The sequence below is a fragment of the Vreelandella venusta genome (genome assembly GCF_044809155.1).
Lineage (GTDB): Bacteria > Pseudomonadota > Gammaproteobacteria > Pseudomonadales > Halomonadaceae > Vreelandella > Vreelandella venusta_B.
Window position 1 is genome coordinate 2,235,373 of the sequence record NZ_CP085241.1, and the last position, 21,241, is coordinate 2,256,613.

Annotated in this window: 15 protein-coding genes and 1 tRNA gene; all 16 read right to left on the minus strand. The window is 54.0% G+C overall.

The annotated features are described in order from the left end of the window. Positions 1 to 77 precede the first annotated feature (77 nt). Positions 78 to 154 (minus strand) — tRNA-Arg (locus tag LG301_RS10505). A gap of 51 nt (positions 155 to 205) precedes the next feature. Continuing rightward, the gene (locus LG301_RS10510) at positions 206 to 1,153 is read right to left on the minus strand and encodes an AEC family transporter (protein ID WP_404471113.1); all 948 of its coding nucleotides are present in this window, start codon (positions 1,151 to 1,153) and stop codon (positions 206 to 208) included. 65 nt (positions 1,154 to 1,218) lie between these two features. Further along, positions 1,219 to 3,240 carry a diguanylate cyclase domain-containing protein gene (locus LG301_RS10515; RefSeq protein ID WP_404471114.1) on the minus strand — a complete coding sequence of 674 codons (2,022 nt, stop codon included), beginning with the start codon at positions 3,238 to 3,240 and terminating at the stop codon, positions 1,219 to 1,221. A 268-nt stretch (positions 3,241 to 3,508) separates the two neighbouring features. Then, on the minus strand, positions 3,509 to 3,922 hold the full coding sequence (gene rnk, locus LG301_RS10520; RefSeq protein WP_263068132.1) for a nucleoside diphosphate kinase regulator: 414 nt from the start codon (positions 3,920 to 3,922) through the stop codon (positions 3,509 to 3,511). A 107-nt stretch (positions 3,923 to 4,029) separates the two neighbouring features. Further along, complete coding sequence (gene gdhA / locus LG301_RS10525; RefSeq protein WP_404471115.1) at positions 4,030 to 5,382, minus strand: NADP-specific glutamate dehydrogenase; 1,353 nt, start codon at positions 5,380 to 5,382, stop codon at positions 4,030 to 4,032. Positions 5,383 to 5,738: 356 nt separating this feature from the next. After that, positions 5,739 to 6,791: an oxidoreductase gene (locus LG301_RS10530; RefSeq protein ID WP_404471116.1), complete on the minus strand. Its 1,053-nt coding sequence runs from the start codon at positions 6,789 to 6,791 to the stop codon at positions 5,739 to 5,741. 72 nt (positions 6,792 to 6,863) lie between these two features. Next, a complete protein-coding gene (gene ilvD, locus LG301_RS10535; protein ID WP_404471117.1) occupies positions 6,864 to 8,708 on the minus strand; it encodes a dihydroxy-acid dehydratase in 1,845 nt (614 codons plus the stop codon). Positions 8,709 to 8,841: 133 nt separating this feature from the next. Continuing rightward, positions 8,842 to 10,998, minus strand: a complete 2,157-nt coding sequence (locus tag LG301_RS10540) for a methyl-accepting chemotaxis protein (RefSeq protein WP_404471118.1) — start codon at positions 10,996 to 10,998, stop codon at positions 8,842 to 8,844. A 272-nt stretch (positions 10,999 to 11,270) separates the two neighbouring features. Further along, positions 11,271 to 13,430 carry a methyl-accepting chemotaxis protein gene (locus LG301_RS10545; RefSeq protein WP_404471119.1) on the minus strand — a complete coding sequence of 720 codons (2,160 nt, stop codon included), beginning with the start codon at positions 13,428 to 13,430 and terminating at the stop codon, positions 11,271 to 11,273. 184 nt (positions 13,431 to 13,614) lie between these two features. Then, entirely contained in the window at positions 13,615 to 16,092 is a 2,478-nt protein-coding gene (gene lon, locus LG301_RS10550; protein ID WP_404471120.1) for an endopeptidase La, read from the minus strand. Positions 16,093 to 16,228: 136 nt separating this feature from the next. Continuing rightward, positions 16,229 to 17,488: a DUF945 family protein gene (locus tag LG301_RS10555; RefSeq protein ID WP_404471121.1), complete on the minus strand. Its 1,260-nt coding sequence runs from the start codon at positions 17,486 to 17,488 to the stop codon at positions 16,229 to 16,231. A gap of 102 nt (positions 17,489 to 17,590) precedes the next feature. Next, the gene (locus LG301_RS10560) at positions 17,591 to 18,064 is read right to left on the minus strand and encodes a phosphatidylglycerophosphatase A (RefSeq protein WP_404471122.1); all 474 of its coding nucleotides are present in this window, start codon (positions 18,062 to 18,064) and stop codon (positions 17,591 to 17,593) included. After that, entirely contained in the window at positions 18,061 to 19,038 is a 978-nt protein-coding gene (gene thiL, locus LG301_RS10565) for a thiamine-phosphate kinase (protein WP_404471123.1), read from the minus strand. The genes LG301_RS10560 and thiL overlap by 4 nt, the downstream gene beginning before the upstream one ends. Before the next feature lie 34 nt (positions 19,039 to 19,072). After that, the gene (nusB, locus tag LG301_RS10570; protein WP_263068120.1) at positions 19,073 to 19,576 is read right to left on the minus strand and encodes a transcription antitermination factor NusB; all 504 of its coding nucleotides are present in this window, start codon (positions 19,574 to 19,576) and stop codon (positions 19,073 to 19,075) included. Next, entirely contained in the window at positions 19,573 to 20,061 is a 489-nt protein-coding gene (gene ribE, locus LG301_RS10575; RefSeq protein WP_404471124.1) for a 6,7-dimethyl-8-ribityllumazine synthase, read from the minus strand. Before ribE ends, nusB begins: the two co-directional genes overlap by 4 nt. Before the next feature lie 4 nt (positions 20,062 to 20,065). Next, positions 20,066 to 21,232, minus strand: coding sequence for a bifunctional 3,4-dihydroxy-2-butanone-4-phosphate synthase/GTP cyclohydrolase II (gene ribBA / locus LG301_RS10580; RefSeq protein ID WP_404471125.1), 1,167 nt, complete (start codon positions 21,230 to 21,232; stop codon positions 20,066 to 20,068). Positions 21,233 to 21,241 lie beyond the last annotated feature (9 nt).

A 21,241-nucleotide genomic window follows, 5' to 3' on the forward strand; every position in this document is an offset into this window, starting at 1 on the left:
GTGGGGGCGCCTGTGGGGCGAAACGAAAAATCAGCTACATCTCGGAAAAATTAAAGACACTAAACCATTGATTATAATGGCGTCCCTGGCAGGAGTCGAACCTGCGACCTGCCGCTTAGGAGGCGGCTGCTCTATCCTACTGAGCTACAGGGACTTAAGGCGCGCGTAGTATAGCGTGTTGCGTTACCTCGGCCAACCTTAGCGGCTAAATCCAGCCTAAAAGGCGCAGCACAAATATACCTAACGTTACCGTCATGCTCGCCATCAGTGTGGTGATGGCGATTATATTCGCTGCTAACACCACATTGCCGTTGATCGCCTTGACCATCACAAAGCTGGCAGCGGCCGTGGGGCTGGCGAAAAACAGGAACAGCAAACCTAACTGCTCCCCAGAGAACCCCGCCATCCATGCCGCCCACGTAGAGGCAACAGGCAGTACGATCATCTTCATGCTGCTTGCACTGAGCGCCACTTGGCTTCCCACACGAATGCCGGCCACAGAGAGCGTTGCACCAATACAGATCAATGCAAGGGGTAACGTTAATGAGGCAAAGTAATCGCCAGAAGTGATTACCCAGCTGGGTAATGGAATTGAGAACGCCGTAAATGGCAGCGCTGCAAATACGGAAATAATGAGTGGATTAGTCACCATATGTTTGAGCATACTGCGCCAATCGGTTGCTTGTCCGGGCTGGTACGCCGCCAAGGCGATCACAGATAGTGCGTTGTACATAATTATGACAACACCAAGCAGTAAGCTGCCCGCTGAAAGCCCATAGTTACCGTACATGCCTGCCGCTAGTGCTAAACCCACCACACCGCAGTTGCCGCGAAAAGCGCCCTGCACATAAATCCCCCTTTCCGCTCTAGGGACTCGGTAATGCGCCCACCCCCAGCTAAATGCAAACTGCGCCAGCGTAGCAACTGCAAAAAAGAGCAGTAGCGACATATCGAGCGCGACGCTCAAATCGGCTTTAACTAGGCTTAAGAAGATAAGGGTAGGGAGTGTCGCTTTAAAGACTAACGTCGACGCGGTCGACACAAAGGCACTATCGATCCATCGCAAACGCTTTAAACCAATACCCACAAAGACCATCGCAAACACCGGCAGCGTGACGTCCAGCGTGTGGGAAAATAGCGCAAGTAGCTCCACAAGGGCACTCTCAGTCTAATAAGCAGTCACTTATATTCTATCGATAGCAACGGCTTATCGACACTCTAATGTTTGTCAAACAGCGCGCCTAAGTCTTGCTCCGTTGGCACTCGCAAAACCACGCTATCGCGGCCAAGCCCTTTGGCCTCATAGCTCGCGGCATCTGCACGAGCCAGCGCATCGTCAACGCTCTCGTCGCTTTCATCAAAACGCGTGACACCAATACTCAGGGTTACCGTGTACTCTCGTCCATCCTGATTCACGGTGATTTCACTCACGGATTGACGCAGCGCTTCAGCGATCCGCTCTGCTTGCCCAATCGTACAACTCGGCAGTAAAACAGCAAACTCATCTCCCCCCTGCCGTGCTACATGGTCGCTACGGCGTACTTCCCACGCCACCACCTGGGCAATCCGGCGCAGCATTTCATCACCTAGCGCATGCCCTCCTTCATCATTGATGGGCTTGAAGTGGTCAAGATCAAACATGAGCAGTGCCGATGGCGTGCTGGTTTTCTGAAAATCCGCAAAGGCCTCTTCAAGGCGCCGGTCGAAACCGCGGCGATTGAGCAGGCCCGTTAACGGGTCATGCTCTGCCTCCCAGCGCTGCAACGCCTCTTGCTCACGGCGCTCGGTAATATCTTTAACCACGCCGACTAAGCCCAGCGAATGGCCTCCTTGGGACAGCATAACCACGCGGGCATGGATATCTAACCAAAGCGTTTCGTTATCGTTACGAATAAACCGCAGTTGTCGGACAAAATCGCTGCCTGATTTCAGGCTATGGCGCCACATATCTCCAGCACCATCGAGGTCATCAGGATGGACTTGCTGCATCCATACTTGCATTGGGGTATTAGGAGAGATGCCCAAAATTTCCAGCAGCGCCGGATTCATATAGGTAATCTTGCCGCCAAAGTTAGCAACGAACATGCCTTGAGGTGAGGCACTCAGAACTGAATCTAAAAACGCCTCTCGCTCCTGTAGATTACCAACAAGCTGCTGACGTTCATCCTCTACACGATTAAAGGTGGTCGCTACCTGCTGGAGCTCTTGCATCGTCGTTGCCAGCCGCACATGGTCACGTCGCCCACGCCCTACTTCACCAATCTGTCGTTCTAATTGTTTCAAAGGGGTGAGAATACGCGCCAGTAGCCACCACAAAAACGGCATCATCACTAATGCCAGGGCAACCCATATCCATAATAGCTTTTTGATGAAATCGACCAGGGGTTGATGTGCTTGCTCAATGGGCAAAAAGAACCCCACCACCCAACTAGCCGGCCAAATCTGGGCATAGGATTGCAGGCTAAGCCGCCCATCAATTAGATTTTCCACCCCATACCCTTGCCAGCCATCAAGCGCTAGCTCAAGTAAAGGATTGCCAGACAAGTTCGGAATCGGTGAATTAATCAACGCTCGATTGGGGTGATGCAGAATTATTCCCGAGGAAGTTGCCACGCTAGCAAATCCCTTCTCACCTAGTCGCACCTTCGCCAAACGGCCAAATAACCCACCGGCATCTAAACTCACCACCCCACCAATAAAGCCATCAAACTCCCCATCGGCGGTTTTTCGAGGCACGCCGACAAGCACTAAGGGCATTTTGCTCGCTCGCCCAACAAAGGGTTCACTCACATAGGGCTGGCGCGTCCCCTGCAGCATTTTAAAATACTCAAGTGCCGACGTTTCCAGCCCTTGCCTGCCCTCTACGCGGGGCCAGTCTGCAATAATACGTCCTTGGCTATCCGAAATGACAACGCCCTCAAACCATGCGAGTAACGCATCATTTTGGCTGAGCGTAGCCCTCAAGGCGTCTGGGTCTTCATTTGTATCGAGCGATTGATTTAAACGCTCAAGTGCTTGGAAACGCTGTTCAATCTGTTGGGTAATTTCATCGGCGAGAAGCTGAGTCTCATAGCGCAAATGCGCCATATTCGCTTCATGTAGCATCGTCTTACCCACCTGCCATGCCATGCCCAATACCAAAGCCACCAGCAACAGCAGCGCGCAAGAAAGTCCCAGCAGTAGCCGACCTTTTAATGAGCGCAATACCGCAAATTTGTTAACTAAATGGGCTAAACGCACCAAGCATTCCTTTTACCATTACCTTTCCCTATCGATGTTTCCTAGCTTAGCGGATCAACATAACGTTGCGTATGAGGTCACTCATCACCACTTGACAGCAAAACGTATCAAAAATAGTGAGAAAATGCGCGTTGAATAAACTTAAATTTGTTTATCAGGAAATGATATTAGCGCAATACAGGCGCGAGCTAACTGCTACAAAAAGGTAACCCACGCCCTATAGATGGCCAATCTTAAAAAGAAATGCCAAGAGACTATCAGCGGATTATTATCGATGAAACTGCTTTTCTCTCTCTGGCTGCCAGAAAATCGCATCAACACGCAGACGCACTTCCGTATTGTTGGGCAGCGGCCACTCAATCACGTCGCCTATCTTTAGGCCGATTAACGCTGCACCAATCGGCGCCATCACCGAAATCCCGTCAGGCACGCTCTCCAGCGAATGCGGATAAACCAGCGTTCGAATCATCTGACGCTCACGGGTCAAATCGGTAAAGCGTATCTGGCTATTCATACTCACTACGTCCTCAGGGATATCCTGGGGGTCGAGTACTTCACCGCGCAGCAATTCTTCTTCGAGTAGTTCCGCCACCATTAAATCTTTTTCAGCGGCGTTGTCGATCAGACGCTGAAGGCGTTCGGCATCAATACGGTTTATGATAATTGGAGGACGCTGCCCCATTCTCACTCTCCTTGGAAAGCAGTAAAAAATTAACCACAAAAAAAGCCCTCCCCTAGAAGGGAAGGACTATGTATAGCCACTATATACAGATTAGTGGGTAAAAGCGATCAGGTCACACCTTGCTCAATCATGGCGTCTGCCACCTTACGGAAACCTGCAATATTAGCACCTAATACCAGGTTGCTGGGCTCGCCAAACTCTTCGGCTGTTTCAGCACATTGGCGATGAATATCCGCCATGATCTGCTTCAGCTTTTCGTCAACTTTCTCTAGCGGCCACTGCTCCATACTGCTGTTTTGCGCCATCTCCAACTGGCTGGTCGCCACACCGCCCGCATTGGCGGCTTTCCCTGGGCCATAGGCAATCTTAGCTTCTAAGAAACGGTCAACGGCTTCTTTGGTGGAAGGCATATTCGCGCCTTCGCTAACGCAGTTTACGCCATTAGCCAGCAAGGCATTGGCATCGGCTTCAGTCAGCTCGTTTTGGGTAGCACAGGGGAAGGCTGCATCGCCCTCAATGCGCCATACCGCATGACCATCCTGCGGATAATCCCGTACCGAAATGAAGTGTGCTTCCGGGTGGTCGTGAAGATAGTTTTCGAGCGAGACACGCTGCACTTCTTTTAACTGCTTTAGTAAGCCCAAATCGATACCGTTAGGATCGTGGATCGTGCCGGTGGAATCGCTGCACGTAACGGGCTTCGCCCCCAGCTCACACAGTTTCTCAATCGTATAGATAGCCACATTGCCTGCACCTGACACCAAGCAGGTTTTACCGCGCAGCGCTTCACCCCGGGCGGTGAGCATGTTCTGAGCAAAGTAAACCGCACCATAGCCAGTTGCCTCTTTGCGGCCCAGCGAGCCACCCCAGTTGAGCCCTTTGCCGGTCAACACGCCCTCGTAGCGGCCGGTCAAACGCTTATACTGACCAAACAGATAACCGATCTCCCGTGCACCGACGCCAATGTCGCCGGCCGGCACATCGGAGTGCGGGCCAATATGGCGATAAAGCTCCGTCATAAACGACTGACAAAAACGCATAATCTCGTTGTCAGATTTACCCTTGGGGTCAAAATCCGAGCCGCCTTTACCGCCGCCAATCGGCAAACCGGTTAGCGCATTTTTAAAAATCTGCTCAAACCCTAAAAACTTAATGGTTCCTGAGGTAACGCTAGGATGGAAACGCAGGCCGCCCTTGTATGGCCCTAGCGCGGAATTAAACTGAACACGGTAACCTTTATTGACCTGTACACGCCCGGCGTCATCAACCCAGCTTACCCGGAACATAATTTGCCGCTCAGGCTCAACAATGCGCTCAATGATGCTGTGCTGATGGTAATGAGGCGCACGCTCGAACAGCGGACGAAGGCACTCCAGCACTTCTTCTGTGGCTTGGTAAAACTCTGACTGTGCAGGGCTACTTTTTGCTAAACGCGTCAGTGTATCGTGGACATAGGGCATAAAAAGACACCATTTGCAGTTTGTAAAATACGTTATTGGCTGGCCAGAGCTTTCACGTATTTAACTGCGCAAGCGTAATCCTGCATACCCTATGCCAGTTCGGTATAGGCAAAAAACACAACAAAATCCGACTAAAGTCTAAAAAAAATTGCGCAATTCTGGTGCATCTAAATAGCCTAATAAACGATTAATTAACGATAAGCAGCTCAATTAGTGCTGCTTAATAGTGGCTGAGAGTGCTTTAGCTCTCTTTTGCCCAGCCCAGGGCACGACAGTTCGCACGCACTCTCATAACACAGCACTTCTACACAGCATTTCTTACACAGAACTCAGGCCAGCAAACAGCGCCTCTCGCACTACAAATGAGCTTTGAGCGCTATCCAACGCCGCTGCCGGTGACTATCCAGGCCCGCTTCAAGCAGCATCATGCTACGTAACGCGTCATCAATATCGACCGGTAGTGGGGCGCTATCACGCAGAGCTTTCGCCATACCGTCGTAGTAAGCGAGGTAATTACCTGGCAATGTTGGATGTTCTCGCTGCTGTAGTGTGGCGGTGCTGCCCTCCCCTTCGCGAAGAGTCAACGTACCGGGCGTATCCTCACCCCAATGCGGTGCAGGCGTCTCGCCCGCTTTTAAGCGCGTCTCTTGCGGATCAAAACCGTATTTTAGATAACTCCCCTGGCATCCCTGGATGCGAAAACGCGGGGTTGGCTCGGCCATTAGCATGCTTGCACTGAGACTGACACGACAGCCGCTGTACTCTAAAAGCGCTAAAAACTCGTCGTCAGTGCTTGCCCCTTTGCGGTGCATACCCAAATCGAGAAATATCGCACTAGGCATACCCAACAGTTCGCAGGCCTGATCAAGCAAATGTGGCCCTATGTCATACCAAATACCGCTCCCTGGCATGACTTTTTCACGCCAGCCACCGCGTAGCTCTGGCCGAAAACGGTCGAAGCGCGACTCAAGCCCCGTAACACGCCCAAGCGTGCCTGCCTTCAGCAGCTCTTTCACGGTTAAAAAATCGCTATCCCAGCGGCGGTTGTGAAATACCGAGACTAGCCGCTCTTTATCCAGTGCCAATGCTTTGAGCTGCTTTGCCTCAGAAAGCGTCACGGTAAACGGCTTATCAATCACAACATGTTTACCCGCCATAAGCGCGGCCTTGGCAAGCGGGAAGTGTGTATCGTTAGGGGTAGAAATAACGATAAGATCTATATCTTTACGCTGACATAGGGAAAGTGCTTTTTTCTCGATGTCAATGTCTAAGTCGGTCGGCACTTTAGCGGCATCGCTGGTGCACACGGCGACAAGATCCAGCCCCTCCGTGGCTCGAATAAGCGGTGCATGAAACGTTCTACTCGCAAAACCGTAGCCCACTAGGCCAACGTTGATAAGCGCCTTCATTACAGTCCTTAGTCGATGTGACGGTTCAGGTTGGCAAAAAACAGCCCGCATCAGCGGGCTGTGGTGTAACGCTTAATCCAGCTTGGAGAGATCGCGTACCGCGCCTTTATCGGCAGAGGTGGCGAGTAGCGCGTAAGCTTTAAGCGCCGGGGTCACTTTACGCGGGCGCTGCTCAACGGGCTTCCAGGCATCTTTGCCTTTAGCCTCCATGGCGTCACGGCGTTTGGCAAGCTCGGCATCGCTGAGCTGTACGTTGATCGAGCGATTGGGGATATCAATCAAAATAGTGTCGCCCTGCTCGACCAAACCAATCGCACCGCCTGCCGCCGCTTCTGGTGATACGTGCCCAATTGAGAGGCCTGATGTGCCACCAGAGAAGCGGCCATCAGTGAGTAGCGCACAGGCTTTGCCCAAGCCTTTCGATTTTAGGTAAGAGGTCGGATAGAGCATCTCCTGCATGCCGGGGCCACCTTTGGGGCCTTCGTAGCGGATGACGACCACATCGCCCTCTTTCACTTTGCCATCTAATACGTTGGCCACTGCCTGGTCTTGCGACTCAACCACGTGGGCTTTGCCTTCAAATACCAGGATGGAGTCGTCAACACCGGCGGTTTTCACCACGCAGCCATCGAGCGCGATATTGCCATAAAGCACGGCTAAGCCGCCCTCGCGGGAGAACGCATGTTCAAGATCACGGATACAGCCCGTGGCACGATCACCGTCCAAGCTTGGCCAGCGGGCGCTTTGCGAAAACGCCGTTTGAGTCGGCACGCCGCCAGGGCCTGCTTTAAAGAACTCCACCACCTCTGCGCTTGGCGAGCGCATGATATCCCACTCTTCCAACGCCGCTTTCAGGCTATCGCCATACACGGTGGGAACCGACGTATCCAAGACACCCGCGCGATCAAGCTCGCCTAAAATAGCCATAATGCCCCCCGCGCGGTGGACATCCTCAATATGATACTTCTGGGTATTGGGGGCCACTTTGCACAGCTGCGGCACTTCACGGGAAAGGCGATCAATATCTGCCATGGTGAAGTCGACTTCTGCTTCTTGGGCCGCCGCCAGCAGGTGAAGAATGGTATTGGTGGAGCCGCCCATAGCAATGTCGAGCGTCATGGCATTTTTAAACGCCGCCTTATTGCCAATCGCACGAGGCAGCAGGTGGGCTTCTTCACCCTCATAGAACCGCTTGGCCAGTTCGACAATTCGGTGGCCCGCGTTTTCGAACAAGCGGCGTCGATCGGCGTGAGTAGCCAGCACGGTGCCGTTGCCTGGCAGCGCCAGTCCCAGCGCTTCCATCAAGCAGTTCATGGAGTTAGCGGTAAACATACCCGAACAGCTGCCGCAGGTGGGGCACGCACTGCGCTCAACTTCGGCCAGGGTTTCGTCATCGACGCTATCGTCGGCGGCCATCACCATGGCATCGACAAGATCGAGGCCATGATCGAGCAGCTTCGTTTTACCCGCTTCCATGGGGCCACCGGAAACAAAAATCACCGGAATATTGAGCCGCATAGCCGCCATCAGCATTCCGGGAGTAATTTTGTCGCAGTTAGAAATGCACACCAATGCATCGGCACAGTGAGCATTGCACATATACTCGACGCTATCCGCAATGATGTCGCGGCTGGGCAGCGAGTAAAGCATGCCGTCATGGCCCATCGCGATGCCGTCATCTACCGCAATCGTATTGAACTCTTTAGCAACACCGCCTGCTTTTTCGATTTCACGGGCAACGAGCTGCCCCATATCCTTTAAGTGAACGTGACCCGGTACAAACTGAGTAAACGAGTTAGCCACTGCAATAATGGGCTTATGGAAGTCGTCATCTTTCATACCCGTAGCACGCCAAAGGGCACGGGCACCGGCCATATTACGGCCAGCAGTGGTAGTACGGGAGCGATACTCAGGCATGGTGTCCTCTACATCTTTATCGTGGCTTGCCGCATTCTAGGCAGCAGGAAAGTGAATCCAGCGGCTTTGAATTGTGGCATGAGCGAACCGTAGAGACTAGATGGTGAGGACAACCAACACCCATTAATGGTCTTTAAAAGGCTTCCCACTCCTGCTCTTTTGATGAAGACACTGAGCGCTTTAACAACTCGGGCGGTATGGCATCGTGGTCTGTTGATGCGAGCAACGGCTGGCTTGATACCGGCGATTGCAACCGCGCCCGGGCAGCCTCGATGCTCTCCTCTTTCGCTCCCTCAAGACGAAACGCAGCAATAACGTTTGCAAGCGATAGCGCCTCATCGGTTAAGCGCTGGGCAGCGCTGGAAATCGACTGCACTTTACTGGCATTTTGCTGAGTAACGTGATCCATTTCAGAGACCGCCTTATTGATCTGGGCAATGCCGCTACTTTGCTCATCTGAGGCGGTACTGATCTCTTCCATGATATCGCTCACCCGCATGACTTGGTTGACGACCTGATCAATGGCCTGCTCAGCTTCTTTAACGGCGTCGGCGCCACCGGCTATCTCTTGGGAGGAGGTATCGATCAGACGACGGATTTCACCAGCGGCGTCGGCACTGCGGCCAGCCAAGTTACGCACTTCATTGGCCACCACGGCAAACCCACGCCCTTGCTCTCCGGCCCTCGCGGCTTCAACCGAGGCATTCAGCGCCAGAATATTTGTTTGAAAAGCAATGCCATCAATCACGGTGATAATGTCGTTCATTTTGCCAGCGCTGGCGGCAATGCGCTCCATACGCTCCACCAGCGCCTGCATACGCTCGCCGGTTTCACGGCTGGTCGTCGCATTTTGCATGGCGAGCTGGTTAGCTTGGCGCGCATTTTCACTGTTTTGCTGAACAGTGGCAGTCATTTGATCCATGCTAGAGGCCGTCTGCTGAAGAGAAGAGGCTTGTTGCTCAGTTCGCGCGGCGAGGTCTTCATTTTGCTGCTTGATATGCCCGGAAGCGGGCGTCACAACGTCTACCTTGTGGCCCACTTCGGTAATTAACCCCGATAAACTAGCGCGCATTGTTTCCAGCGACGACAGCAGCTCACCTAGCTCATCATCTCTTTTAAGCGTTACACGATTAGCCAAATTGCCTGCAGCAATCTGAAACGTCACGCGACGGGCTTCATTAAGGGAGTTAATCAGCGATTTCAAGACGGCACTGCTTAACCCCACCATTAATAAAATACCCATAATGAGCACGCCCAATTGCCCCCAGAGCAGTAACTGCTGCTGATGCTCAGCATCTTCCATCATGCGCTGGGCAGCCAGACGCTCCTGATCAACCAATACGTTAATCGTGGCGCTAATACTTTCAGAGGTGGGTTGAACAATATTATTAAAGGCTTCAAACGCGGCAAAACCATTGCCATCGCGAATAGCGATATAAGCTGCATCAGCCCCTTCTAAGAAAGTGACAAGATGCGCGGCAAGCCCTTCCTGAAAACTACTAACTTGGCTACGCTGCTGGGAAAACGCTTGCCACGTTTGGTTCATATCTGCGCTTAGGCTGGCGACTTGCTCTTCAAGCAAGGCTAAATCGGCACGGCGTGGGTTACGCACGGCAGGCTCGATGGCTTGCAAAAGCTGCCCCGTGCGCTGATCAAGCTGCTGTAGAACAGCGACACCCTCAAGCCCAGTTTGGTTTAAGGTGCGCAACCTTTCTGACGAGCTGGTTAGTCCATAAACCCCAGCCCCTCCCGCCACGACGAGTAACGCGATGGCCGCTACCACCATACCGATGAGTTTTGCCTGCATGCTGCGAAAACTAAACCGCTGCAGCCAGCCCAGCATACCTTTTCGACGCAATGCACCATAATAGAGCTTAAAACCACGCGTCTTGCCCTGTTCCATGGCAGCATAAATATTGGCGGCTCGCGCCACGGCTTTTTTAGAGGCTTGACGTCGAATAGCGGTGTAGCCCACTACCTGCTCGCCATCTAATAGGGGCGCCACCGTAGTGTGCACCCAGTAGGTATCACCATTTTTGCAACGATTTTTAAGCATTCCCTGCCATGTTTTACCTCGCTGAATGGTCTGCCACATATCGCTAAAGACCTGGCGGGGCATATCGGGGGCACGAAACAGGCTATGGGGCTCTCCTATGGCCTCACTTGATGAATAGCCGCTAATATCGACGAACGCTTGGTTAATATAGGTGATCTTGCCTTGTTGGTCGGAACGGGAAATCAATACGTCTTCGTCGGCAAGCTCAAACGTTGCCTGGGCCATTATGCTCATTTAAATCCCCTACGCTTTTTTTATGACAGGTACTGAGATACCGCTGAGCGATAAGCCCTGTTAACACGCTAATGGCTGTAGAAAATCGATGTGACGTGCGCTCATACCGGCCCTCATGGCCCTGTATCAACAGCTGTTTTCAACGTCTCACATCCACCTTTACATACCGTCGGCATAACACAATGCATAAAATATGCCACCCGGAGGTGGCATTAACGTAGTGGAGGTGCTTAGCCTTAAGCACAAGCGCCCTTGGGGCACTCACCCAGGGATTAAAACTCCTCCCAGCTCTGGGTGCTTCGAGAGCGTGAAGACGATGACGCAGAGGCGGCCGCCGGCATATTGAGCGAGGCTTTGCGCAGCGCGTTGTTAACATGATTGAGTTTTTCACGGGCGGCTTGAACGCTTTCATCCTGAGCGCCTTCTAACCGGAACGCGTCAACCACGTTAGCCAGCTCAAACGCTTCTATGGCTAAGTTATCCGCCGAGGCCGCGATGCTCTGTACCTTCGTGGCATTCTGCTGGGTAACGTTATCCATTTCGGCAATCGCTGAATTGATCTGGCCGATGCCGCTGCTCTGCTCGCTGGAAGCTGTACTAATCGACTCCATCAACTCACTGACACGGCTCACCTGCTGCATAACGTTCTCGATCGCTTGCTCCGCTTGCTTAACGGCGCTACGCCCGCCGCTGACCTCCTCTGTGGTGCTATCAATCATTTTACGAATTTCTTGAGAGGCGTCCGCACTGCGGCTAGCCAGCGTACGCACTTCGCTGGCGACTACCGCAAACCCACGGCCATGCTCACCCGCACGGGCCGCCTCAACAGAGGCGTTCAGCGCTAAAATATTGGTTTGAAAGGCAATACCGTCGATTACGCCGATCATCTCGGTCATTTTATCGGCACGCTGGGCAATACGCTGCATCCGCTCGACCAGTTGAACCATTTGTTCGCGGGTATCCCGGGTGCTCACGGCATTTTGCGCAGCCAGGTCGGTGGCCTGCCGGGCATTTTCAGTATTCTGCTGCACCGTCGAGGTCATTTCTTCCATACTGGAGGCCGTTTGCTGAAGCGAAGATGCCTGCTGCTCGGTACGCGACGCTAGCTCCTCGTTTTCAGCGGCAATCTGCTGCACCGCAGGCGTTACTACTGAGACGCGGTTTTCAACATCGCCGACAATACTCGCCAAGCTAAAGCGCATGGTATCCAGAGAGTAGAGCAGCTCGCCTAGCTCATCATTCGTTTGGCGACGCTCTCGCGCCGCTAGGTTGCCAGCGGCAATTTGAAACGTCATATGGCGGGCGCCCGCCAAGCTGCGAAATACGGATTTAAGAATGACAACGCTTAGCCCTACCATCACTAACAGCCCTATCACCATTAATACTACCTGCGCCATCAGCATTTTCTGGCGCCCTTGCTGCGCTTCAGCGACGAGCGTTGCGGCATGCTGACGCTCTTGGCTAACGAGCTGACTACTCGCTTCGCGAAGCGCATCGGTGGTGGGCTGTACGCTGTCATTAAACGCTTCAAATGCTGCAAATCCATTGGCATCCATGATGGCCGCGAGCGCACTGTCCACACCGTTGCGCCACGTGGTCAACGCTGCCTCAAACGCTTGCACGCTTTCGTCACCCGAATCATCCTGGGCACGGTACTCACTCCACAAGGTGTCGATACCTTGAGTATGCTCATTCAATGAGCTGGCAGTGGCCTCTATATCTACGCGCCTTGGATTACGTACGGCAGGCTCAATGACTTCAACCGCCTGCCCAATATGTCGTTCAATACGCTGCAAATTCGCCACGGCTTCGAGGCCAGAACGGTTTAGCGTTTCCAGGCGCTCGCCTGACTGCATCAACCCGTACATTCCCAACCCACCGGCCAACGCGAGCAGAGCCAACGCAGCGATGACCATGCCGGTAAGCTTGGCTTTTAAGCTGGTGAGCTGAAAACGGGCAAAAACCCCGCCGATTCCTCGACGCTTTAACTGGCCTTCTGACAGTGCGTAACGGCGAGATTTACCTTTCTCACGAATCTCGGCGTACACCCTTTCAGCCAGAGCAATACGCTTAGGCGATGCTTTACGCCGTAACGAGGTATAACCAACAATCCGGTCACCATCCCTGAGCGGTGCAACCGTCGCATGGACCCAGTAGTGATCCCCGTTTTGTCGACGATTTTTAACCGTCCCCTGCCACGTCTTGCCAGACTCAATGGTTTTCCAAAAATCGGCATAGGCTGCTTCTGGCATATCTGGATGGCGGATAAGATTGTGAGGCGCCCCCATCAGCTCATCCCGCGTATAGCCGCTAACTTCCACAAACGCAGCATTTGCGTAAGTCACATTGCCTTTTAGATCAGAACGAGAAATTAAAACCGTTTCGTCGTCCAGCGCGTATTCACGTTGCGTGATGGGTTGATTATTACGCATTCAGGTTCCCCAGAGTTATAATTTAGAAACTGCTGAAAGCTTTAACGCGAATCAGAAGCCCTTTTATATTGGCGGATATTATCCTGTCTACTCTCTTAATTTAGCTAGTAAATACATGTAAAAAAGCGCCATTCTTTACAGAATGGCGCTTGCTTTAAACGGTTAAGTTGCAACCAAATGTTAGCTAGCTAAACACTATATTGGCGACATCGCGGTATCGGTTAGCAAAATGCACCGTCATCCCCTCTTTTAAATAGTCAGGCAACTCTTCGTAATCCCGGCGATTGGCTTCAGGCAGGATGACTTCGAAGATATCGCTACGCCTTGCGGCGATAATTTTTTCACGGATTCCTCCCACGGGAAGCACTTGTCCCGTTAGCGTTAGCTCCCCGGTCATGGCGAGTGGCCGCGTAATGGCCTGATGTTTCGCCAGAGACAGCAGCGCCGTCGTCATTGTGACCCCCGCAGAGGGGCCGTCTTTCGGCGTGGCACCTTCGGGTACGTGAAGGTGTACAAACGCGGAGTCGAAAAAGTCCGCATCAGCGCCGTACTCAGCCAAATGGCCCAGGGTATAGCTATAGGCGATATTGGCGGACTCTTTCATCACATCGCCCAATTTACCGGTGAGCTTAAACCCACGGTCTAGGGCATGCACTTTACCGGCTTCAATGGGTAGCGTAGCGCCCCCCATCGACGTCCAGGCAAGCCCGGTGACCACCCCCTCACCTTTAAGCACTTTCTCTTTTCGGAACAGGGGCGCACCTAAAAACTCTTCCAGGTTTTTAACCGAAATTTTAACTGTTTCAATCTGCTCTTCTAACAACTTAACCGCCGCTTTACGCACAATACGGTGTAGCTGCTTTTCCAACTGACGTACCCCTGCTTCGCGGGCGTAGCCATCAATTACCTGTTTAAGCGCAGCATCCGTTAAGTTAATGCGCTTTTTAGGCAAATTATCGCGCTTAAGCAATTTAGGCCAAAGATGGTGTTTGGCAATTTGCAGCTTCTCTTCGGCGATATAGCCTGACAGGCGTATCTGCTCCATCCGGTCTAACAACGGGGCTGGGATAGAATCCAGGGTGTTGGCCGTACACACGAACAGAACTTTAGAAAGATCCATCCGTACATCAAGGTAGTGATCAAGAAAATCAACGTTTTGCTCGGGGTCCAACACCTCTAGCAGTGCCGATGCTGGGTCACCCTGGAAGGATTGGCCAAGTTTGTCGATCTCATCCAGCATAATCACCGGGTTTTCAACTTCCACTTCTTTAAAGGCCTGCACCAGCTTACCCGGCATGGCACCCACATAGGTGCGTCGATGCCCCTTGATCTCAGCCTCATCGCGCATGCCCCCCACGGAGAAGCGATAGAACTCGCGGCCCAGCGCTTCGGCAATCGAGCGTCCTATCGAGGTTTTACCCACCCCAGGCGGGCCAACCAGCAGTACGATAGATCCACCCACATCGCCTTTAAACGTGCCCTCAGCCAAAAACTCGATGATTCGCTCTTTCACATCTTTCAAGCCATCGTGGTCGCGGTCTAGCACCTCTCGTGCGGTAGCAAGGTCTAGCTTATCCTGGCTGGTTACCCCCCAGGGCAGCGAAGTTAGCCAATCCAGGTAGTTGCGCGTCGTGCCATACTCTGGCGAGCCGGTTTCCAACACGCTGAGCTTATTGAGTTCATCATCAATGCGCACCTGCACCCGCTCAGGCACCACCAGCGATTCCAAACGGTTTCTAAAGGTATCGACATCGTTTTCACGATCGTCTTTTGAGATACCCAGTTCACGCTGAATAACTTTCAACTGTTCGCGCAGGAAAAATTCACGCTGACGCTCCTGCATCTGGGCATTTACCTGCTCGCTGATCTCGCCCTGCAGCAGCGCCACGTCGATTTCTTTACGCAGCAGCGGCAGCACTTTTTGCATCCGCTCTTCTACCGAGAGGGTGGCCAGCACATCCTGAAGCTCGGGGCCTTTCGCGGAGGTAATCGCCGCAGCAAAATCGGTCAGCGGCCCCGGCTGATGGGGGCTAAAACGGTTGAGATAGTGTTTTAGCTCTTCGCCATACAGCGGATTAATCGGCAGCAGCTCCTTGATGCCGTTAATAATCGCCATGGCATAAGCGCGGGTCTCTTCATTCTCCGCGTCAACCGGCTCTTTGGGGTAAGTCACTTCGACTAAATAGGGCGGCTCTTTGGAGAGCCAGCGGGTAATTTTAAAGCGCTGCAGCCCCTGGGCGATAAACTGGATCTGCTGATCCTCGCTCTTCAGCTTATGCACCTTAACGGCAGTCCCAATCTCGGGAAAACGGTCATGGTCCAGCGAGTCCACGCCCTGCTCGCCGACAAATGCAACACCAATGGTGTGATGAGGCGTGTTACCCACCCGGCGCATGGTCTCTTCCCAGCGCTCACGATTGATCACCAACGGCTGAACTTGGGCAGGAAAGAAGGGACGATTGTGAATCGGCAGCAGGTAAATACGCTCCGGCAGCATGTCACTCGCAGGCACCAGCGAGTTAATTCGCTCGCCATCGGAGCGGAGCTCTTCATTTGCAGAGAGGTCTTCACTGTTAGAGGAGGATTCGTGGGCCTCTTGTGGCTCCTCATCGGTGAGCCAATCTAGATGTTCGTGATCGCGGTCGTAATCTTGGTCGCTCATGCGCCCTCCAATCCACAGTAACCAGCAACAGTGACTACGCACTGACGCTGCTTGATATATTCTGTGGGATGCGGGCAGAGAGCTAAAACTTCAACCCTTTACGACGGTTTACGGACCACTAAGACCACTAAGACCACTAGGGTGATGGCCATAACGCTGGCATGGGGCGTCCATTAACCCGCCATACACCGCGAACCACATCAAACTGTAGCTCACGGGTGCCCAGCGGCAAACCGAGCCACAGGGCCGCCACGGTAGGTGCATCGTGCCATATGAAATCGCCATCGATACGCTCAACCCAACGGGCACGCTCTTCAGGTTTTTCCAGGGCAGCGATACTTAAATCGTCAAAATCGCGGCCATCGAAAAATAGCGCACCGTCTGCCTCAACGCTCAGCCCCAGCAACGGACTGTCTATCACAATGGTCGGCACATCCAAGCGGGGTGAATCGCTTAATACTTGCAGTAGGTCCGGCTCTAAACGGACCAGCAGCCCCTCCGCCATGGGCAAGCTTGCATCTCCCCAGGCTGCCTCCTGCCGCAACCGCCGGATCGTCTCGCGTACGGCATCTGCGTTAAGGCGTGACAGCTCTGCTTCTACTCTGCCGCTAAACAGGGGCGTTTCGGGGGCTTCACTGGGCACCAGAACGTCACCCACAATAAGCTCACCTTTAAGGCGCAGCTCACTCTCGTCAAGCACCATGTAGCTATGCACATCCAGGGGTGCCACCTGGATATCATAGGCGGGATAGTTGAGCGCTAGGTTTTCAATATGCAGATGGTCGCGCTGGGCAAAATGATAGGCATCGTCAATATAGGTGTAGCGGCTTTCGAGCACGCTAGGGCCTAAGGAGAGCTGCGCTAACCCATCGGTTAAGGTTAACTGATCCAGCAGTACGCGGGTGCGCCAGTCACCAAATACGCCCTCTAGGCGGACGCGCGCACCGCGAACGTCTAGCTCCCGGCCATTTTGTTGAATAACAAACGGGGCCAGCGCTAAACGCAGTTCGCTATAACCGCTTAGCGTGTGATAGCGCCCCTGCCAGCGCGGAACTGAAGGGGCTGACACTTCCCCAACGGCCTTCTGTAGAACGCTATCTAGACGCGGTAGCAGGGTGCCTTCTACATCCGTACTTAAAATACCGTGGCGTGCTCGGTAATTAAGCTCTAGGCGCCAGGGGCGGCCAAGCAGCGGCGACAGCAGCAAACTGCCTTTTGAGGTCAGCCAGCCTTGGCGGCTTTCCGTACGGCTAACCCGCCACTCCCCCCGCGCCTCTAGATCTTCGAGCGCCTGGCGGAGGCTGCGCTCAAACAGTACGCTTGACAGCAGTTGCGCCACCATCCAGGCAACGGCGATAACGGCGAGAATCGGAGCAATCAGACGTTCCTTGCGCATGCCCTCTCCTTTGACAGCCCAAAATGGCCAGTGGAGCCAGCGTCATCTAGCGGGTTATGCAAACAAAGCCACCACGTGCAGCCTAAATAAACATAACCAGATTCAATGCAGCCAGAACCACAGATGCATAGTACTCCAAGCGTAAATCCCTGCCATCACGTCATCGATCATAATGCCAAAACCACCGGCTACCCGCCGGTCTGCCCAGCGGATGGGCCAAGGCTTAAAGACATCAAAAATGCGGAACACAATAAAGCCCCACAGCGCGGCCTCCCAGGAAAAAGGCACCGCCGCCATGGTAATCCAGTAGCCTACAAACTCATCCCAGACAATGCCTGAGTGGTCATGAACACCTAGGTCTTGCGACGTTTTCTCGCAGAGCCAAACGCCTACGATAAAAGCGACCAGCACTATGCTTGAATACCATAGCAACGGCAGCTCGGCCATCATCCAGTAAAAAGGAATGGCCGCCAACGTACCAAAGGTACCGGGCGCCCAAGGCACGGTGCCGCTACCCAGGCCAAAAGCAAAAAAATGGGTGGGCCTTCGCCAAACACTGGCGGGCGCGCGGTTCATCGCTCACCCCCGCTGAAGTGCTGCCAGCCCGCGTAGTCGGTCGCAGCGATACCGCTCACCCCCGGCGTTTCACAACATTGCCCTATCACGGTAAGCGGCAGACCAAGGCCGGCAAGACTTGCCTGGGCACGCGCTACATCGCCAGGCGCGAGAGTTACCAGCAGCTCGTAATCGTCGCCACCTGAGAGGGCCGCTTGGCGAGCCGCATCACGCCCACACTGCTCTACCAGCCCTTCTGCTAACGGAATCGCCTCCACATCCAGCACCACACCCACCTGTGACGCAGTGCGCAGGTGGGCAAGGTCTGCCAGCAGCCCATCGGAGATATCCATGGCTGCCGTGGCAATGCCCCGTAACACAGCGCCCGCTGCAAGCCGGGGTTCAGGCAACAAATAGCGCTGCAGCAAAGGGTGCGATAAGTCACGCCCCCCTTGTTGCCAATACGCCAAACCGCCCGCACCACCGCCTAATGCGCCGGTTACCGCAACCACATCGCCAGGCTTGGCACCGGCTCGGGTCAGCGCTTCACCAGCGGGCACCTCGCCCATCACGGTAACGCCGATGGTCAGCGCTCCAGAGGTAACATCACCCCCCACCAGCGCTGTAGCGTGCTGGCGGCAGAGGTTGTGAAACCCTTTTGCATAGTCCGCCAGCCACTGCTCGGCGGCGGCATGCTCTGCAAATGCCCGTTGGTCTAGCGTTAACGCCATTAAGCACCAGCGCGAGGCCGCCCCCATGGCAGCCAAGTCGCTTAACGCGACGGCGAGGGCGCGGTGACCTACCGCATACGCGGGAGCATCGCTGGGAAAGTGGACATCAATAACGGACGTATCGACGCTGACCGCCAGCTGGTGCCCGGCCTTGGGCACCAGTAGCGTGGCATCGTCGCCATTTCCTAAGGCAACGCCATCTGTCGCTTGCGCCTCCTGCGGCAACATGAAATAGCGTCGAATCAGTTCAAATTCGGCAAGCACAAAGGCCCCTTAAACGCTTGATCAGGCCGCCCGCTTATAAACGGCGGGCGCTGACTTCGGCACTACGTAAGCGATTCGCCAGCTTATCGAGAATGCCATTCACGTACTTATGACCATCGGTAGCGCCAAATGATTTAGCCAACTCAACGCCTTCGTTAATAACGACGCGGTACGGCACTTCCATTCGGCGGGAAAGCTCGTAAGCGCCTAAACGCAGAATCGCCAACTCCACCGAATCCAGATCCTCTAAACGGCGATCCAACAGCGGAGAAATTTCACGATCAAGTTCCGCCTTAAAGCGCACCGTATTGTGCAGCAGCTCATGGAAAAGCGCTTTATCAGCAATTTCCATCACCTTGACCCAGTTTTCGTGATCTTCCAGGTCATCATCAGCCACTTGGCTACGAAACTCAGCCTCAATCGTGGTGATGGATTTACCGGTCATCTGCCACTGATAAAGCCCCTGCACCGCCAGCTCACGCGCAGCGTGGCGCCCTTGCTGCGCAGCAGAGGGCTTACGCTCACGACGTTCGCTCATTGGTTCTCTCCTAAGGGCAGTGCGCGCAGCAGTGAGACCATTTCCATCGCTGCCATCGCCGCTTCAGTACCTTTATTACCGGCTTTGGTACCTGCACGCTCAATGGCCTGCTCAATAGACTCAACGGTCAATACACCGTTAGCTACCGGCGTATCAAACTCAAGCTGGAGGTGGTTCATCGCCGTGTTACAGCCACCCGCAACGTACTCAAAATGGGGTGTTCCACCGCGAATGACCGCGCCTAATGCAATGACGGCATCAGGCTGCATGACCTTAAGCACACGCTTTACCGCCAGCGGCAGTTCCCATGCGCCGGGCACGTGAACGATATGGATATTCTCAGCATCAACACCGTGGCGGGTTAGGCTATCAACGGCACCCTCAACCAGGCTGTCCACCACGTGGTGGTTAAACCGCCCCACAACGATGACATAACGGCCATCAACATCTACAAAGGTGCCTTCAACTTGCGAAAGGGATTGCATCAATTTATTCCTGCTGAAAAGTTGGCTCATACGCCGTGTCATTAGGCCCCAGGCGCTCGACAACTTCGAGATCAAACCCGGAGAGGGCCGAGAACTTCCACGGGGAGCTAAGTAGCCGCATTTTACCCACGCCCAAATGGCGCAGAATTTGCGAGCCGGTACCAATCGTTAAATAGTTGCCAGCACCATCCGAGTCGCTGGTGCGCGGTTGGCGCACGCGATCTAGGAAAATATCCAGCTGATCTTTCAGATCCTGATGCGGCCGACCATCGTCAATCAGCACAAATACCCCGGCGGGAGCCTGGGCAATTTCGTTAATCGCGCGCTGAGCGTCCCAACGGCACTGCTCGCCTTTCATTAAGCCAAGCACATCCCGCAACGTATCGGCTAAATGCACGCGCACGGTGGTCGCCTGCTCGGGAGTGGGCTGCCCTTTCACCAGAGCCAGGTGGTGCGCGCCTTGAATACGGTCGCGGAATACATGCAGTGCTAGCTTGCCGTGGGCCGTATTAACGGTTGAGGTTTCAAGCAGGTCAATGGTTTGCTCATTGACGATACGGTAGTGAATTAAATCAGCAATCGTGCCAATTTTAATACCGTGCTGCTTGGCAAACACCTCTAACTCCGGGCGACGCGCCATGCTGCCATCATCATTCATGATCTCGCAGATCACCCCACTGGGGTCACAGCCGGCCAACGCGGCCAGGTCACACGCCGCTTCCGTGTGGCCTGCACGGCGCAACACTCCACCCGGCTCTGCCATGAGGGGGAAAATATGCCCTGGCTGAACGATATCGGTCGGCTTAGCGTGGGGTGCCACCGCCGCTTGTACGGTGCGGGCACGGTCGGCCGCTGAGATACCGGTGGTCACTCCCTCTGTTGCCTCGATGGAGAGCGTGAACTTAGTCCCAAAGCCGGAACCGTTGTCACGCACCATCAGCGGCAAATTCAGCTGCTCACAGCGCTCGCGGGTCATGGGCATACAGATAAGGCCACACGCATAACGCGCCATGAAGTTGATATGCTCGGCCTGGACTTTTTCGGCCGCCATGATGATATCACCTTCGTTTTCGCGATCCTCATCATCCATGAGAATCACCATTTTGCCCTGGCGAATGTCTTCCACCAGCTCAGCGATAGGGGATAGCCCCTCAGAAGAGACGTGCGCCATGGAATCTCC